Raw genomic sequence first — 17,334 nt, forward strand, 5'->3', positions numbered from 1 at the left:
GCGCGATTCATCACCGCCAATCTTGCTACAAATATTTGATTTTGTCCGTTTATAAGGCCGCAAAAACAGCTCTCTCCCAGCTATTCACAGGCCATGCAGCACTATTGGAGGCAGGCAAGTGAAACTGACAATCGCACAGAAGGAAACGCTTTTACTTATCGATAACGGTGAGGTCTACCGCGCAAATCATGGGTATGCAGCATGGCGTATAAATGGCGCAAACCCTCAGGTTGTTGGACGTTTAATTGCAATGGGTTTGGCTACATGGGGGCAGCGTAACGACACGCTTAACCAGTATCCATGTGTATTAAGCCTCTCAGGCCGCACAGCCTTGGCGCAAGGAGATTATGGTAATGGCTGAAAACAGTAGAATCGAATGGACTGACCACACGTTCAATCCGTGGATTGGTTGTACCAAAGTTTCCCCTGCATGTGACGGCTGCTATGCTGAAAACCTCATGGCAAATCGTCTCGGTCGTGTTGAATGGGGTGCCGGCGAAGACAGGCGACGCACCAGCGAAAGCAATTGGCGCAAGCCTTTGGCATGGGACAAAGCAGCATCTGGCCTAACCGGCGCGTCATTGGTGTTTTGCGCATCACTTGCCGATGTGTTCGACAATGAAGTTGATGACCTTTGGCGGCGAGATCTGTTTAAGCTGATCGAGGCAACACCGAACCTTACGTGGCTGTTGCTGACTAAGCGCATTGGCAATGTTATCAAAATGACAGATCCAATGCGCGGCAACCCTCTTCTGCCGAATAATGTGGCGATCGGCGCGACCATTGCGAACCAAGAGGAATACGATCGGGATAACTGGAAGCTTAAGGAGGTAAAGGAGCGGCGGGAGCCTGTATTCACCTTTGGCAGCTTCGAACCCCTGCTCAGTCCTATACGACTGGATGCGCACGCGCCGGACTGGATTATCACCGGTGGAGAAACAGATCAGGGCGCTCATAAAGCGCGATACGCGAATCCGGAATGGTTTCGATCGCTGAAGCATCAATGCGCCAGCCTTAACCGGTCGTTCTTCATGAAGCAAATGTCACGAAAAGCGGAGATACCGGCCGATCTATTAATCAGACAATGGCCGGGAATGCGTGCCGCTTTGGCACAGGGAGGTGAGTAAGCATGGATCACAAAGCCGAAAGAGAGAAAATGCGTTACACCCGCGCGCAAATCCGCAGTGCAGCAATCATTGCCAAAGAGCAGGGCGTGAGTGTGCGCCTAGAAGCTGACGGCTCTTTATCAGTGCAACCTGCACCACTCACAGATACCTATCCTCATTTGATTGAACATAAAAATATAGTGCGGCTGTAATGACCAAACTGAGACGTAAACTCCCACCTCATGTTGTGCGTGAAGTGAGCAGACACGGCAAAGTGAAATATTTTTACCGGATCGGGAAAGGTTTGCGCGTGCGCCTGCCCGATGATGTTAACTCACGGGAATTCAAAGAAGGCTACAAGCAGGCTGTAATGGGCTATATAATCGAAGAAGCCCCGCGTGGTATTCCTGCCCAGCCCTATAGCTTGCGATGGCTTATTGACCGTTATCGCGAAAGCTCCACCTGGAGAGCATTTTCGATTGCAACACAGCGCCAACGAGAGAACATTTTTATTGAGGCAATAAAACGCTCCAATAATACCCGCTACACAGCAATTGACCGCCGCTCGATGGTTATGGCTCTTGAAGCACGAGCTGACACGCCTGCCCAAGCTAATCACTTCCTGAAAGCAATGCGAGGTCTCTTCAGCTGGGCACTCCAAAATGATTATGTGACCATTGATCCAACTGCAGGCGTATTGCCGTTAAAATACAAAACCGTTGGTTTCGCGCCATGGACAATGGAAGATCTGCTACAGTTCTATGATCGATGGCCAGTAGGGACCAAAGCTCGTCTTGCGGTAGAATTGTTACTGCATACCGGATTGCGTCGATCTGACGTTGTGCGCGCTGGCCGCCAGCACATGCGCGGCAATATTTTCAGCATTAAAACTCAAAAAACCGGCTCCCAGATTACCGTAGAGTTTCCTAAGGCGTTACTGGATGTGATTTCCGTTACTGAAACCGGCATCAACACATTCCTCATCAGTGAAGCTGGTAATGCATTTGAAGTTGCCAGTTTTGGAAACTGGTTCAGAGACAGATGTAATGATGCCGGCATCAAGAAAAGCGCACACGGGTTGCGCAAACTTTCTGCAACTCTATCTGCAGAAGCCGGTGCAGCCACACATGAGCTAATGGCACAATATGGCTGGTCAAATGTTAAACAAGCAGAACTTTACACCAAAGGCGCAGACAGAGTGCGCCTGGGCATTAAAAACTCCAGACGCGTTGCAGACCAGATTGAGAGTGAAATCGCTCTCACCCGCTCAAGAAGAAAAAATAAAAAACAAGCCGATTAAAAATGGAATTTTACAACCATTAATGCCAGCTAATTCTCTAGCTGGCTTTTTTATTTCATTGTTTTTCATGATAGAAATTCAGAGATTATCTACGCACTTTGCCCTCACCTCGTTCATTAGTGAGGGATTTAAGCAAAATAAATCATATATAACAGTTGCTTAGAATTTGGATGGAGGCCTCGCCCGGAATCGAACCGGGGTGCAAGGATTTGCAGTCCTCTGCGTAACCACTCCGCCACGAGGCCATCCGTATGTGGTTGAGTGCTGAATAGGTTAAGCCGCATGACTCGTCAAGTACCCCCGCCATGCTTTCCGCGAAATTTTAAATTTCCTATCAAAATAATGCAGATAGCCGGGGTTTTATTCACAGCACATACAATAATCACTCAGGAAAAGCCGGTTACTCATGCTGCTCCGCCTTCTCTGCTTTCTTACGCGTCCGGTATTCACGCCAGCGGCGCAACAAACCAACCTCAGACTTACGCCTGATCCGTCTGATGCGTCTGGAATCACGGGAAAGAATGATCAGTCCGAGCGGCAACATCCAAACGCCGAGCACCGGCAAAAAGCTGAATACACCACCGACAATAAGTCCGCCGCCAAGGATTCGCCTGAGCCAGACAGATTGCGGGAGCGGCAAATGTTTCCCGAACAATCTGATCCGGTGCTGCGTAGCAGCCTCCCCGCTTTCAGTACTCTGCTGTTCTGCAGCATTATTTATATCAGCATCCGGTTTCAGCAATCTGTCTGCCCTGCCTGCACTCTCTCTGTTTATATGCCCCTTATATAAGTGTCCTTTTGTTCAAAAAAATACCACTTCCGCCAAAGCTGCATTTTTCTGAAAATTACGACTGCTGTGAATGGGATCATGAAATACTATCCGCCAAGTTGCGGAATCAGAGCGCATAATCATTACTCCTGATTCCGCAACGCGTTGCGTGCAATGCACAGCGCCAGCAACTCTAAGATGTTGGAAACACTCAAAGCAGCGTCTTTAAACTGCGATATTTCAGATTTTAACACCTGAAATACACGCCTCATCCACAGTTCCGCTAAAAAGTTGATTGAAAAGCGAAAAAGGGCTTGGCAAAACCAAAATGCTTTTGCTATACGCCAAATCGCTGAAAGCAAGAGCACCTGTTCCTCGGTAGCTCAGCGGTAGAGCAACCGGCTGTTAACCGGTTGGTCGCTGGTTCGAATCCGGCCCGGGGAGCCACTCTTTTCTCATAAAGAGCGTGCATAAAATTTCCAAAAACTAAAATCAGAAATACCTATACTGCGTATCGTAGTGCTCGTTTTCACGCATCATCTAATTATTTGAAATAAATGATTTTTATCATTTTCAGATGATGGCCGCTGTCTTTCAAACTGAAAAACAATACTCCCCGTCATAAATCTGCTTTTTTCCTGTACAATATCAAAATTAGGGCTTGGCAAGAGCATTTTGCGTTGCTATACGGCTGTCATTGCAAATGCAGAGCAACTATTCCTCGGTAGCTCAGCGGTAGAGCAACCGGCTGTTAACCGGTTGGTCGCTGGTTCGAATCCGGCCCGGGGAGCCACTCTTCTTTAAGAGTTCCAATCTGCACAAATCTCCCGATCAAAAATTATCCTAGTTCTATCACTCAGAGTTTCTTGACGCGTATAAAATACGTTTCGCCAGAGACTTTATAAAATCTCCGGCGAATCCATCACATTTAAGCGTCCGGCTCACGCAACCGGTAGCCGACACCTGTCTCTGTCAGAATATAAAACGGCTGATCGGGCGAATCTTCGAGTTTCTGGCGCAATTGGCGCACATAAACGCGCAGATATTGCACATCACTCATGCCGCCCCAGATCTGATTAAGAATGAAACTATGCGTCAGCACTTTGCCTGCGTGCTGCACCATGATCCGCAAAATATCATATTCTTTCGGCGAGAGCTTAATCTCCTGCCCTTTGAGCCGTACGATGCGCTTCACCAGATCAACCGACAGCTCACCGGTCTGGAAGACCGGCTTTTCACCCTGCTCCTGCAATTTATGACGCAGTGCCACGCGGATTCGCGCTGCCAGTTCTTTCATGCCAAATGGCTTGGTCACATAATCATCCGCACCAAGCTCGAGCGCTTTGACGATTCCACTTTCATCCGTACGGCTGGAAAGAATAATCACCGGCAGATCAATCAGTTCCGAGCGCCATAGCGTCAGAAGATCATGTCCCGACATATCCGGCAGGCCGAGATCCAGCAGCACCAGATCAGGCCGGTCATCTCGCATAATCTCTCTGGCGATAGCTGCGGATGGTGCCTCAAGGATCAAAAAACCTTCCGTCCCCAGCCCGACGCGCAAAAGTTTACGGATTGGCGGCTCATCATCCACCACAAGGATTTTGACGATATTCTGTGTCATCGGGGAGATAATCCCTCTTCTGTTCCGCTCATCATTTCAGCGCAGCTGCTAAGCGGTAATCGGATTGTAAAAACAGCACCACTGCGACCACCGTGGTCGCTGCGATTGGCCGCTGTAATGGTGCCGCCCATCGCCTCTGTAAAGCCCTTGCAGATTGCCAGCCCAAGCCCTGTACCGGCACGCACCTGATCGGTTTTGCGCACGCGGTAAAAACTGTCGAAGATCCGCAATTCATCACCCGCCGGTATGCCCGCGCCCTCATCACTGATGCGCAGCACAATATCGCCCTGCTCCGCCTGCCCATAAATATAGACCAGACTGCCTTCCGGTGCATATTTAGCGGCATTGTCCAGCAAGTTGAACAACACCTGCTCAAACAAAACCGGATCAAGTTTCAGCATCGGCAGATCGGCGGCAATATCGGTTTCAACACGGTGATGTTGGAGAATTTTCGCCGCACGTTTCAAAGCACTGCCGACAATATCGCCCAGATAATGCAGCGATTTATTCGGCTGCATGGCACCTGATTCAATCCGCGTCATATCCAGCAGATTGGCGATAAAGCGGTTGAGCCGCTCGGACTCATCCACCACAGTTGTCAGCAGTTCTGCACGGTCAGTATCAGGCAGAGAGCCGGAATAGCTCTTCAACGTATCCGCAGCGCCAAGAATAGCAGCGAGCGGCGTTTTCAGGTCATGAGAGATCGAGGTCAGCAAGGCCGAGCGCAACCGGTCTGCCTCCACTGCAAGCTGCGCACGATCCAGATCATCCACCAGTTGAATACGCGCAATCGCCAGTGCCGCCTGCTCTGCCAGTGCATCAAACAAACGTTGCTGCTCCGGCGTCAGGATCGGCCCTTGCCGGTCATCATCCAGCCCGACCACACCAATTGTATTACCGACAGCACGCAACGGCAGATAAAGGCGCTTGGCACCAGGCAAGGTGTCCGCACCACGCCCTGCAGGATGGTCATGCTCCCATGCCCAGCGGGCAGCAGCAATATCTGCATCGGCAAGCGTATCATCCGGCGGATAACCGGCACGCACGGAAATAGACGTATTGGCTGTGCCTTCATCCGGCAACAGCACCACCACACGTACTTTGAGCAGCGCTGCAATCTGATAGACCGTTGCCCAGAGCACATCTTCCAGCGTTCCGGCACCAGCCAGCTTTTTACTGAACTGATAGAGCCCTTCCATTGTTCTGGCACGGTTACGCGCTGCAGCAGCCTGCCGCTGCACACGCGCAGTCAGATTACTGGCGACCAGCGCCACACAAATGAAGAATGCCAGTGCAATCACACTCTCCGGCCCTGCAATATGCAAAGTGTAGAGCGGCGGCAGGAAGAAGAAATTGAAAACAAGCGCACTGACCAGCGAAGCGAACAAGGCAGGCCGCAGACCGGAGGCCACAGCCGTCGCCAGCACGGCCATCAGAAACACCAGCGCGATATTGCGTACATCCAGCACATGATCGAGCAAAGTGCCAACAACCAGCGCAATCGCGATATAGCCAAGGCTCAGCAGATAAGGCCGCAGCGAAAATGCTTTTTCCTCTGCGGTCGCCACCTGACGCACCGGCGCAGCTTCCTGCTGCGTACCGGAAATAATATGGATACTGAGATTACCGGCCTTACGGATCAGGTCATGCGAGACTGACCCTTCAAACATTTCACGCAGACGCGACTTATTCGGCTTACCGATAACAATATGACTGAAATTATGCGCCAAAGCATAGTTGATTATGTCCTGCGCCACATCATGGCCGGTCAGCGTAATAATTTCACCGCCGAGCTGCTCTGCCAGCCGTGAGGTGGCGGCAATACGGTCTTTCTCTTCTTCCGAAAGCGTTGCCGCGCGGGATGTCTCCACATAGAGCGCTGTCCACGGCGTACGCAGCCGGTCGGCCTGTCTGCGGGCATAGCGGATCAGTGCCGCGCCATGCGGCTGTTCATCAATGCAAACAAGCACACGTTCACCGGCAGACCACGGTCCCGAAATGGCATTGGCTTGCATATGGCTAAGCAACTGATCGTCGACACGTTGTGCCGTGCGCCGTAGGGCAAGTTCGCGTAAAGCAGTGAGATTACCGGCAGAGAAGTAATTTTGTGTCGCGCGTTTCGCCGTCTTGGGCAGATAGACCTTGCCTTCTTTCAGGCGCTTAATCAGGTCTTCCGGTGTAATATCAACAATCTCGATATCATCAGCGCGGTCGATAATACTGTCCGGCACGGTTTCGCGCACACGGATACGGGTGATCTGCGCCACCACATCATTAAGGCTCTCGACATGCTGGATATTCAGCGTGGTATAAACATCAATGCCGTTGGCAAGCAGTTCCTCAACATCGAGATAGCGCTTGGGGTGTCGACTGCCCGGAGCGTTGGTATGCGCCAGCTCATCCACCAGCACCAGCTTGGGATGACGCGCCAGCACGGCATCGAGATCCATCTCCTCGAGTACATGACCTTTATAATCGACACGTGCACGGGGAATAATCTCATAGCCTTCGGTCAGAGCCTGCGTTTCCTGACGACCATGAGTCTCGACAACCCCGATCACCACATCCTCGCCGTCAGCCAAAAGACTACGGCCGGACATCAGCATTTCATAGGTTTTACCAACGCCCGGAGCCGCCCCGAGAAAAATCTTGAGGCGGCCGCGTGTTTCCTGTTCGGCTTTGGCGAGCAGCGCATCCGGCGACGGTCTGTTGTCACCATTGCGCATGCTTTCCTGCAGCTGACTGTCATCATTCATCAATTATGATCCGGACTCTGCATGTTCTGTCTTATTTAACCTGATCCAGTGCGAGATTAAGCGCAAGCACATTCACAACCGGCTCGCCGAGCACGCCCAGCAAACGCTCCTGTATCTGAGCATCGACCAATGTTTTGAGCTTGGCCTCATCCAGTCCGCGTGCCTTGGCAATGCGCGGTATCTGGAACAAAGCCGCTTCCGGCGTAATATGCGGATCAAGCCCGCTGCCGGATGCAGTTACCAGATCAACAGGCACCGGCTGGTTTGGATTCTCAGACTTCAGTTTGGCCACATCTGTCTTTACGCGATCCAGTAACGCAGCGCTGGTTGGCGCCAGATTGGAACCGCCGGACGATGCAGCATTATAGCCATCGCCAGCAGCACTTGGGCGACCATGAAAATAGCGCTCAGAGGTGAATTGCTGGCCGATCAGGGATGAGCCGATCACCTTATTGTCCTTCACGATCAGACTACCATTGGCCTGAGAGGGAAACAGGGTCTGCGCCACGCTGGTCATAGCCAGCGGATAAGCAACACCAGTAATCACAGTCAGACTGACAATCATCACCACAGCAGGACGTAATTGTTTCAACATGGGTTTATTCCTTATACCAGTGCCAGAGCGGTAATCGCCATATCAATCAACTTAATCGCTACGAAAGGCACGATAATCCCGCCAAGACCATAGATCATCAGATTGCGGCTCAGCAGTGCACCCGCACCAACCGCCTGATATTTAACCCCGCGCAGTGACAGCGGGATCAGCGCCACGATAATCAACGCATTAAAGATGATGGCCGAGAGAATGGCACTCTGCGGGCTATGCAGCCCCATAATATTCAGCACGCCGAGCTGCGGGTAGAAAGCGAGGAACATTGCCGGAATAATCGCGAAATATTTGGCAATATCATTGGCAATCGAGAAGGTTGTCAGCGCACCGCGCGTCATCAGCAATTGCTTGCCGATTTCCACGATCTCAATCAGCTTGGTCGGATCACTATCGAGATCGACCATATTGCCCGCCTCACGCGCAGCTACCGTACCGGTATTCATCGCCACGCCCACATCAGCCTGTGCCAGTGCCGGCGCATCATTGGTACCGTCACCGCACATTGCCACCAGCTTGCCCTTGGCCTGCTCCTCACGGATCAGCGACAGCTTGTTCTCCGGTGTTGCCTGCGCGAGAAAATCATCCACGCCCGCTTCTGCAGCAATCGCCGCCGCTGTCATCGGATTATCACCGGTAATCATCACTGTGCGGATGCCCATACGGCGCAGTTCCGCAAAGCGCTCACGGATACCGCCTTTGACAATATCCTTCAGCGAGACAACGCCCATCAGCTGCCCGTCTTTGACCACAGCCAGCGGCGTACCGCCTGCCTTGGCAATTTGCGCGGCAATTGACTGGATTTCCTGTAGCTGGGCAGGTGTAGAAGCTTTACTGCCTTCTGCCTCGACATATTTCAGCACCGCATCCACCGCGCCTTTGCGGATGATACTGCCATCCACATCAACGCCGCTCATCCGGCTTTGTGCGGTAAAAGGCACAAAGCTTGCATGCAGGCTTGCCATATCGCGGGCACGGATACCGTATTTCTCTTTAGCCAGCACAACGATGGAACGGCCTTCCGGTGTCTCATCGGCCAGTGAGGCAAGCTGCGCCGCATCAGCCAGTTGCTGTTCGCTGACACCTGTGACGGGACGGAACTCTGTGGCCTGACGATTACCAAGCGTAATTGTGCCGGTTTTATCGAGCAGCAGTGTGTCCACATCACCGGCAGCTTCCACCGCACGACCGGACATTGCCAGCACATTAAACCGCACCAAGCGATCCATACCGGCAATACCAATAGCTGAGAGCAAAGCTCCGATAGTGGTCGGGATCAGCGTGACGAACAAAGCCACCAGCACAATCACCGGCACTGAACCGCCCGCATAAGTGGCAAAACTCGGAATGGTCACCACAGCCAGCACAAAGATCAGCGTCATACCGGCAAGCAGAATGTTCAGTGCAATCTCATTGGGTGTCTTCTGGCGTTCTGCGCCTTCTACCAATGAGATCATCCGGTCAATAAAGGTCGATCCGGCAGCAGCGGTAATACGCACCCGTATCCAATCGGACAGCACTTGCGTACCGCCGGTCACAGCCGAACGGTCACCGCCTGATTCACGGATTACCGGCGCGGATTCACCGGTGATAGCCGCCTCATTCACCGAGGCCACACCTTCGATAACCTCACCATCGGAAGGGATAATGTCTCCGGCTTCCACCAGCACAATATCGCCGACCTTAAGGCTGTTACCCGCAACAACCGTATAATTGGTTTTGCTGTCACCGCTCAGCAGTTTGGCTTCGGTTTCGGTACGGGTGCGGCGCAGGGATTCCGCCTGTGCTTTACCGCGCCCTTCAGCCACCGCTTCGGCAAAATTGGCAAACAGAATAGTAAACCACAGCCACAGAATAATCTGGAACGAGAAGCCCAGATCAGAGCCGCCGCTTGCCATATCTTTGATAAACAGCACAGTCGTCAACAGTGTGACAACGGCAACGACAAACATCACCGGATTTTTAGCGAGGCTTCGCGGGTCGAGTTTGCGAAAAGCGCCGCCAATGGCAGGCAGCAGGATTTTGGCATCCAGAATACTGGAAGATTTTGACTGGCTCATGAGAGCCCTCCGTCTTGATTTTATGCAAGTTAATTCAAAACTGCATAGAATTTTCATTGATATAGAGTGATAAGTTAATGTTTTAACTTAAACTCCGGTCAGCGCCTTCACGAGGAAAACACCGGCCAGCATCGCCAGCACAAGGATCAGCATGATACTGGTGAGTTTGGGACAATCATCCTTGTCCGTGCCGCGCAGATTTTGCTTCTGCGCGGTATTGGAGCCGCACAGATTTTGCTTCTGTGCAGTATTCGAACGGAACAATTGCTTCATCAGAAAGGAACTCTTCGCCATCATGCACCTTTAAAACAGCTGACCGGAAAGCATCGCGAAATGCTCGACAACCGGCCCCAGCGCCAAGGCCGGGAAGAAAGTCAGACCGCCGACAATCATCGTCACGCCAAAGACCAGCCCGACAAACAGCGGACCTGTGGTCGGCAATGTACCGGCAGAGGCAGGGACAGTTTTTTTGGCGGCCAGTGAACCGGCAATCGCCAGCACCGGCACAATGAGGAGAAAGCGCCCCATCAGCATCGCAAAACCAATGGTGAGATTGTAGAAAGGCGTATTGGCATTGAGACCGGCAAAGGCACTACCGTTATTGTTGGCACCGGAAGAATAAGCGTAGAGCACTTCGCTGAAGCCATGCGGACCTGCATCCTGAATGCTCGACAGTCCTTGCGGCAGAACCACAGCCAATGCAGCAAAACCGAGAATGGCAAGCGATGGTCCGAGCGTGGCCAGCAGGCTCATCTTGACCTCTTTGGCCTCGATTTTCTTGCCCAGATATTCCGGTGTGCGGCCAACCATCAGACCGGCAATGAAGATCGCCAGAATGAAGAACAGCAACATACCATAGATACCGGCACCAATACCGCCAAGATTTGGAATCTGCATATTGAATAGCGGCACCAGACCGCCGAGCGGCATCAGGCTGTCATGCATATTATTGACCGCACCGGTGGAGGCCGCAGTCGTGACCTCAGAGAACAGCGCCGACAGCGCAATGCCAAAGCGCGCTTCTTTGCCTTCCATATTGCCGCCAACAACACCAAGCGCCTGCATCAGCGGATTACCGCCGGATTCAGCCCAATAGAGTACCGAAGTCCCCAGCACCACCAACACACCGAAGACGGCGAACAATACCCAGCCCTGACGCTGATTGCCGACCATACGGCCGAACACATTGGTCATGGCGGTAGAGATCACAAAAATCGACAGCAGATGAATAAGATTGGTCAGTGCAGTCGGATTTTCAAACGGATGCGCTGAGTTGGCATTGAAGAAGCCACCGCCATTAGTACCCAGATGTTTGATAATCATCTGCGAGGCCACAGGCCCTTGCGCAATGGTCTGCTGCGCACCTTCAAGTGTGGTTGCAAGCGTATAGGCATTGAGATTTTGCGGCACACCCTGCCAGACCAGCACAATCGTGCCGATAATGCAGATCGGCAGCAGCACATAGAGCGTGGCGCGGGTCAGATCGACCCAGAAATTGCCGATTGTATTGCTCGAAGAACGGGCAAAACCACGGGTAATCGCCATAGCACCGGCAATACCTACCGCTGCAGAGACAAAGTTCTGCACTGTGATTCCGGCCATCTGGGTGAAATAGCTCATCGTGCTTTCACCACCATAGCCCTGCCAGTTGGTGTTGGTCATAAAGCTGATGGCCGTATTAAAGGCAGATGTCGGCTCCACAGCCTGCATACCCGCAGGATTATAAGGCAATGCCCCTTGCAGACGCTGCAACAAATAGAGCGCTACAAAACCGGCAATGCTGAACATCAGCAGCGATGCCGCATAGACCGTCCAGTGCTGTTCTTCTTTTTCATGGGTTCCGGCCAGTTTATAGAGGCCGCGTTCAACCGGTGCGATCACCGGCGAGAGGAAGGTTCGTTCACCGGTGAACACGCGGGTCAGATATCCGCCTACCGGTTTCACCAGCAGAATTGTGAGCCCGAACAGGATCGCAATCTGCAATATTCCGTTGAAAGTCATTGGAAGATACTTTCTGTCTTTTAAAGCATTAGTACGAAGCGCCTACGCGGGGAAATCAGTTCACCGGACTGATTTCTGTTCCCGCTTCGATGCGTAGGACAATGCGGCAAAACAAAGTGTTAGAAGCGCTCAGGTCGTGCCAGTGCGTAAAGCAGATAGAGGCTGAGCAATGCGGCTACCGAGCCGCCGAGAACATAATCAAACCACATGACGCGCCCTCACAGCCAGTCGCAAACAAGGGCGTAAAAATAAGACAGGCCGATAAATCCGGCGCCTGCGGCAATCATGATGACATCCATTTTTCGAACTCCTGAATTTCAGCCGGTGCAAGTGCAGCGGCCACTTCCGGCAGCAGCGCTAAGCGCGACGAGCCGAAATCAGGCGGAACTATGGCGCCAAAACGCATAGTGGTTCGAGAGAGGGAAAGAAGGAGAGATATAAAAATCTCATATATAAAATGCTGTTGCCTTGCACATCACGCCAAGTAAATAAATCATAATTAATTGTTATAATTCAAAAATTTATTTAAATTTCTTAAGGTATAAATTTAAATAGAGAGGCAATATATACCGCTCTCCGTATAATAAAAATCAGCCTTTGCCATAGGTGAAATCATCCACCTTCGGCATCCATTGCGGCGGCGCGTAAGAGGCAGGTTTATCGCCAACCGATGTACCGGTATTCAGCACCCCCGCCTGATAATCCGCATCAAACAAAGCATAAGGCTGCGGTGAAGGCAGAGCACTTGCGGCATCCAGTCTTGCGCTCAGTTCCGCAGGTATCTGCAGTTCAAAGGCCGCAATATTATCCTGCAACTGTGCCAATTTACTCGCACCGATAATCAGTGATGCAACAGACGGGCGATTCAGCACCCAGCTCAAAGCCACCTGTGCCATCGGACGCTCAAGCTCTGCTGCCACATCCTGCAAGGCCGAGAGAATGGCGTGATTGCGCGCCGTAAACAGCCCCATGCCTTTGCCGGATGCATCAGTAGTCAGGCGACCTTCTCCTGCCCAGCGATCACCCTCAACGCGGTATTTCCCTGAAAGCAGCCCCATGGATAACGGGCTCCAGACGGTAATGCCCAAGCCCATATTCTGCGCCAGCGGCACAAATTCCTGTTCAATATTCCGCTCGGCAAGTGAATATGGCAATTGCAGACTGATCAGCGGTGTCAGCGCATGGCACTCCGCCCATGTCTGTGCCCGAGCCGCATACCATGCAGGCACATCAGACAGTCCGCCGTAACGAATTTTTCCTGCCCGCACCAGATCATCCAACGTGCGCACCACCTCTTCCGCTGGCGTTATCCGATCCCATGTATGCACCATATAGAGGTCGATATAATCCGTTCCCAAACGGCGCAGAGAATCCTCAACCGCCCGCATCATCGCTTTGCGGCTGTTACCACCTGCATTGGGATTGCCGGGTTCAAGACTGTTGCTATATTTGGTCGCCAGCACCAGCCGTTCACGATTACCTTTCTCGCGCATAAACTGCCCGATCAGGCTTTCACTGGCACCTGCACCATAGGAATTGGCGGTGTCAATAAAATTGCCGCCCATATCGGTATAATGATCAAATATCGCGCCCGATATCTCATCGGCGCTGCCCCAGCTGCCGCTGATCCCGCGAATAGCTGCATTGCCGAAAGTCATGGTGCCGAGCGCCATCCGGCTAACCCGCAAACCTGAGCGACCAAGCGTATAATAATGATCCAGCGCCATGAGCTTTCTTTCTGCAAAAGAGAGACCGGACTAAAATTAATCCGGTCTTTTATTATTTTTAGTCAATCAGACGTGGCTCGCCGACATCACCGGCTGAAGCTTCCATGCCATTGGCAGTCAGAATAGATTTGATTGTACCATCTTCATGCAGTGCCTTGATATTGGCATCAAGCGCTGCACCAAGTTCCGGATTTTTCTTGGAATAAGGGAAGCTGCCCTGTCCGGCCTCAGTCGTGGCTTTCACACGATCGTCGCTCTTGGCAACCTTCACTTCAATATCCGGCATGGCTCCGGCCTTCTTGGCGACAACACCGGTAGAATAGCCGTCAATACCAACAGCAATACGTCCGGCAGCCAGATCCTGCTGCATGCTCACGGAATTCGGATAGAGCTTGAGATTGCTGCCGAGCAGCTTCTTCAGGTCAGCAACCCAAAGATACCCCTGCACGGTACCAACGCTTTTCCCCTCAATATCCTTGACCTCTTCAAAACCTTCCTTGGTATAAATACCCATCTGGTCATTATAGAGCGGCCATGAAAGGTTCATCACCTTGGCGCGTTCTGCCGTACGATACCAGTCGCCGGTGGTGATATCGGCCTTGCCAGACAACACATATTGAATACCGGCAGCGGTATCCACGGCAACGGCCTTAACCTTCAGGCATTCCATCTCGGCGATCTTATTGGCAATATCGCCGTCAACGCCTTTGGCTTCGCCTTCCGGTGAGAGATAGGAATAAGGCGCATAAGTGGTAACAGCGATGGTCAGCACACCTTCTTCAACAGTTTTAAAACTGTTTTTCGGTGTGCAGCTCTGTGCATTGGCCTGCACTGCAGCCAGTGCCGTCGCACCGGAAAAAACCGATGCTGCGACGATCATTTTTCCCATTAATTTCATATCACTGCCCCATATTGTTTATTGTTATATTTACCGCGAGAAACGTCCCGCACGTTTTTCAACCCAGCTTACCAGCATAGATGCCGGAATGCAGATCATTGCATAGAGAATACCTGCCGCCAGCAGAGCCGGAAAATACAGGAAAGTCGTCGAACCGATTTCATAGGCACGGCTGATCAGTTCCGGCATGGCAATGGTGAAACACAGAGATGTTGCCTGAAAAATCAGGATCGAAAAACCGAGCAAAGCCGGTACAGCCACACGCAATCCCTGCGGCAGGATCACATAGCGCAAACCGTCAATCCGGCTCATATTCAAAGCCATCACCGCTTCTTTCTGCCCTGCAGGCACGGATTCAAGCCCTGCACGGATGATCTCGCTTGTATAGGCACCGGTATTCCAGCTCAGCGCCGCAATCGCTGCCACAATCGACGTCATCGTGATACCGGCACTCGGCAATCCGAAATAGATGAATTGCAGCAGGATCAGAGCCGGAGCACCGCGCCCGATTTCGACAATCACCAGACACAGCCCGCGCGTGAATTTCGACTTTGCCTGCACACCCAGCGCCAGTAGCAAGCCAAAAGGAATGCCAATCGCCAGACTGGCCAGTGTGACTTTGACACTCAGAGCCAGACCATCAAGCAGTTCCGGCATCCATGAAATGACATCATCAATCGGAAAATCAATCAACGCGCCACCTTTGCCCGCAGATAGATATCCGCAGTCCGTGACAGCCATGCAACCGGCAGGCTGAGAAGAATGTAAAGCAAAGCCACCACGGCAAATACCTCAAGGCCGCGGAAGGTCATCTGTGACAGCTGGCTGCCCTGATAGGCCAGTTCTGTCACGCCAATGGCTGAGGCAATCGCACTGTCTTTAAGCAGGCCAATCGCATAACTGGCAGCAGATGGCAGCGATACGCGCAGCATCTGCGGTGCCACCACATCCTTGAAAGCATGATAACGGCTGAGATTAAGCGCTTCTGCAGCTTCAAACTGCCCGTGATGGACAGCCATCATGCCGCCGCGAAAAATCTCCGCCATATTGGCTCCGGCAATCATGCCAAAACCGGTCAGCGCCGCCATAAACGGATTGATTGTTATGTAACCGGTGCCAAGACCGAAAAAGATCACAAACAGCCACACCAGAGGCGGGATACCGCGAACCAGATTGATATAGGCGGTTGCCAGCAGGCGCAGCGGCCAGAACTTGGAACGCCGCATCAGCATCAGGATCAGTCCGAGTATCGTACCGACAGCCAGAGCCGAGACCGTGAGTGCAACAGTCCAGGGCAATCCGCGAATGATATAGGAGAAATCTGCCAGCATTTAACGCTCATTCACCGCTTTGAGGAAACGCTGCGCCCGCTCCGTCTGCGGATTGCGCATCACTTCGCGGCTGGGCCCGCTTTCAATCACATTACCGTCGGCCATTACCATCACTGTGTCAGAGACGTTCTCGGCAAAGCCCATCTCATGGGTCACAACAATCATGGTCATGCCGCTGTCAGCCAGCCTGCGCATGACACTCAGCACTTCCAACCCCAGCTCGGGATCAAGCGCCGAGGTCGGCTCGTCAAACAACATCACTTTCGGATCAAGTGCCAGAGCGCGGGCGATAGCAATCCGCTGCTGCTGGCCACCGGAACAGCGCATCGGATATTGCTGCGCTTTGTCAGCAAGACCGACTTTCTCCAGCAGATCCATCGAGCGCTCATCGGCCTCTTTCTTCGAGCGGCCAAGCACACGCTCCTGTGCCAGACTGACATTGCGCAGCACACTCATATGCGGGAACAGATTAAACGACTGGAACACCATGCCGATCGAATGGCGCAGATCATGCAATTGTTTGGCAGAGGCTTTTTTCTCGGCCTGCAGGGTCACATCACCAACCGTGACAATACCGGCATCCGGCGGCTCAATATAATTGATGCAGCGCAGCAATGTGCTTTTGCCCGAACCGGACGGCCCGATAATCGCCAGCACCTCACCGGAGGTCACAGTCAGATCGATCTCTTTGAGAACAATATGCGCGCCATAATGCTTTTGCAGTTTTTCAAGCCGGATAACCGTTTTCTGACTGGTTTTCACCCGCAGTTTCTCCCCTTATGCATTCTCCATGCCTGTCCGCAACATTGCACAACCGGCACAGGATATTTCGACGGATCACAGCGTTCTTTTATCTGATTGCAGACCGACGCTTTATGCCGTCCGGCTTGTTTCTGTTTTTATTGTTATAAAACAAAGCCCGTCATACATATTTATAAACCGGACAGGCTGAGAGCCTGTAACCGGCATAGTTCCTCTTATGCTTATCAGCTTAGGCAAACTGGCCGTGCCAGCGAGAGCATAAAAAATAGCGGTTCCGATAACCCGTGGTTATGACTTGACCGCTATTAAAAGTTATTGCTCTTTTTGCGCCCCGAAACACGCTTTTCCGGCATTTTATGTCGCATTATCACAGACAGAATATCTGTCATGCAG

Annotated in this window: 17 protein-coding genes and 3 tRNA genes; 5 read left to right on the forward strand and 15 right to left on the reverse strand. The window is 52.2% G+C overall.

All coding sequences use genetic code 11. The features are described from left to right. The first annotated feature begins 353 nt into the window (after positions 1–353). Genes LDL70_RS07875 through LDL70_RS07885 form a run of 3 tightly spaced genes read left to right on the forward strand, consistent with a single transcriptional unit; the run spans position 354 to position 2,406 of the window. Positions 354–1,127 carry a DUF5131 family protein gene (locus tag LDL70_RS07875; protein WP_225684787.1) on the forward strand — a complete coding sequence of 258 codons (774 nt, stop codon included), beginning with the start codon at positions 354–356 and terminating at the stop codon, positions 1,125–1,127. A gap of 2 nt (positions 1,128–1,129) precedes the next feature. Continuing rightward, complete coding sequence (locus tag LDL70_RS07880; RefSeq protein WP_075655016.1) at positions 1,130–1,318, forward strand: hypothetical protein; 189 nt, start codon at positions 1,130–1,132, stop codon at positions 1,316–1,318. Beyond that, positions 1,318–2,406: a tyrosine-type recombinase/integrase gene (locus LDL70_RS07885; protein ID WP_225684788.1), complete on the forward strand. Its 1,089-nt coding sequence runs from the start codon at positions 1,318–1,320 to the stop codon at positions 2,404–2,406. The genes LDL70_RS07880 and LDL70_RS07885 overlap by 1 nt, the downstream gene beginning before the upstream one ends. A gap of 171 nt (positions 2,407–2,577) precedes the next feature. Here the strand turns inward: LDL70_RS07885 and LDL70_RS07890 are convergent. Both LDL70_RS07890 and LDL70_RS07895 read right to left on the reverse strand, forming a co-directional pair. Beyond that, positions 2,578–2,651, reverse strand: a tRNA-Cys gene (locus LDL70_RS07890). A 155-nt stretch (positions 2,652–2,806) separates the two neighbouring features. After that, positions 2,807–3,067, reverse strand: coding sequence for a hypothetical protein (locus tag LDL70_RS07895; protein ID WP_225688459.1), 261 nt, complete (start codon positions 3,065–3,067; stop codon positions 2,807–2,809). Between the two features lie 480 nt (positions 3,068–3,547). Between LDL70_RS07895 and LDL70_RS07900 the strand changes: the two genes are divergently transcribed. Both LDL70_RS07900 and LDL70_RS07905 read left to right on the forward strand, forming a co-directional pair. Then, a tRNA-Asn gene (locus tag LDL70_RS07900) sits at positions 3,548–3,622 on the forward strand. A gap of 271 nt (positions 3,623–3,893) precedes the next feature. Next, positions 3,894–3,968 (forward strand) — tRNA-Asn (locus LDL70_RS07905). A gap of 135 nt (positions 3,969–4,103) precedes the next feature. Here LDL70_RS07905 and LDL70_RS07910 read toward each other — a convergent pair. The 13 genes from LDL70_RS07910 to LDL70_RS07965 all read right to left on the reverse strand — a co-directional run bounded on the left by LDL70_RS07910 (position 4,104) and on the right by LDL70_RS07965 (position 16,947). Next, complete coding sequence (locus LDL70_RS07910; RefSeq protein WP_075655012.1) at positions 4,104–4,799, reverse strand: response regulator transcription factor; 696 nt, start codon at positions 4,797–4,799, stop codon at positions 4,104–4,106. Continuing rightward, a complete protein-coding gene (locus LDL70_RS07915; RefSeq protein WP_225684789.1) occupies positions 4,796–7,555 on the reverse strand; it encodes a sensor histidine kinase KdpD in 2,760 nt (919 codons plus the stop codon). The genes LDL70_RS07910 and LDL70_RS07915 overlap by 4 nt, the downstream gene beginning before the upstream one ends. A 31-nt stretch (positions 7,556–7,586) precedes the next feature. Beyond that, a complete protein-coding gene (kdpC, locus tag LDL70_RS07920; RefSeq protein ID WP_225684790.1) occupies positions 7,587–8,150 on the reverse strand; it encodes a potassium-transporting ATPase subunit KdpC in 564 nt (187 codons plus the stop codon). 11 nt (positions 8,151–8,161) lie between these two features. Further along, the gene (gene kdpB / locus LDL70_RS07925; protein WP_225684791.1) at positions 8,162–10,222 is read right to left on the reverse strand and encodes a potassium-transporting ATPase subunit KdpB; all 2,061 of its coding nucleotides are present in this window, start codon (positions 10,220–10,222) and stop codon (positions 8,162–8,164) included. Positions 10,223–10,309: 87 nt separating this feature from the next. Beyond that, on the reverse strand, positions 10,310–10,495 hold the full coding sequence (locus LDL70_RS07930) for a hypothetical protein (RefSeq protein WP_225684792.1): 186 nt from the start codon (positions 10,493–10,495) through the stop codon (positions 10,310–10,312). A 30-nt stretch (positions 10,496–10,525) separates the two neighbouring features. After that, complete coding sequence (gene kdpA / locus LDL70_RS07935; RefSeq protein WP_225684793.1) at positions 10,526–12,223, reverse strand: potassium-transporting ATPase subunit KdpA; 1,698 nt, start codon at positions 12,221–12,223, stop codon at positions 10,526–10,528. Between the two features lie 119 nt (positions 12,224–12,342). After that, a complete protein-coding gene (locus LDL70_RS07940) occupies positions 12,343–12,432 on the reverse strand; it encodes a potassium-transporting ATPase subunit F (RefSeq protein ID WP_022711895.1) in 90 nt (29 codons plus the stop codon). Positions 12,433–12,506: 74 nt separating this feature from the next. Then, positions 12,507–12,629, reverse strand: a complete 123-nt coding sequence (locus tag LDL70_RS18005; RefSeq protein WP_255618250.1) for a hypothetical protein — start codon at positions 12,627–12,629, stop codon at positions 12,507–12,509. Between the two features lie 184 nt (positions 12,630–12,813). Further along, complete coding sequence (locus LDL70_RS07945; RefSeq protein ID WP_225684794.1) at positions 12,814–13,950, reverse strand: aldo/keto reductase; 1,137 nt, start codon at positions 13,948–13,950, stop codon at positions 12,814–12,816. A gap of 58 nt (positions 13,951–14,008) precedes the next feature. Continuing rightward, on the reverse strand, positions 14,009–14,848 hold the full coding sequence (locus tag LDL70_RS07950; RefSeq protein ID WP_225684795.1) for an ABC transporter substrate-binding protein: 840 nt from the start codon (positions 14,846–14,848) through the stop codon (positions 14,009–14,011). 30 nt (positions 14,849–14,878) lie between these two features. After that, positions 14,879–15,541, reverse strand: a complete 663-nt coding sequence (locus LDL70_RS07955; protein ID WP_022711898.1) for an amino acid ABC transporter permease — start codon at positions 15,539–15,541, stop codon at positions 14,879–14,881. After that, positions 15,538–16,179 (reverse strand): amino acid ABC transporter permease, encoded by a 642-nt coding sequence (locus tag LDL70_RS07960; RefSeq protein ID WP_075654996.1) that lies wholly within the window; start codon positions 16,177–16,179, stop codon positions 15,538–15,540. The genes LDL70_RS07955 and LDL70_RS07960 overlap by 4 nt, the downstream gene beginning before the upstream one ends. Then, a complete protein-coding gene (locus LDL70_RS07965; protein WP_210307614.1) occupies positions 16,180–16,947 on the reverse strand; it encodes an amino acid ABC transporter ATP-binding protein in 768 nt (255 codons plus the stop codon). Positions 16,948–17,334 lie beyond the last annotated feature (387 nt).

The organism is Pseudochrobactrum sp. XF203 (assembly GCF_020341615.1).
Lineage (GTDB): Bacteria > Pseudomonadota > Alphaproteobacteria > Rhizobiales > Rhizobiaceae > Pseudochrobactrum > Pseudochrobactrum saccharolyticum.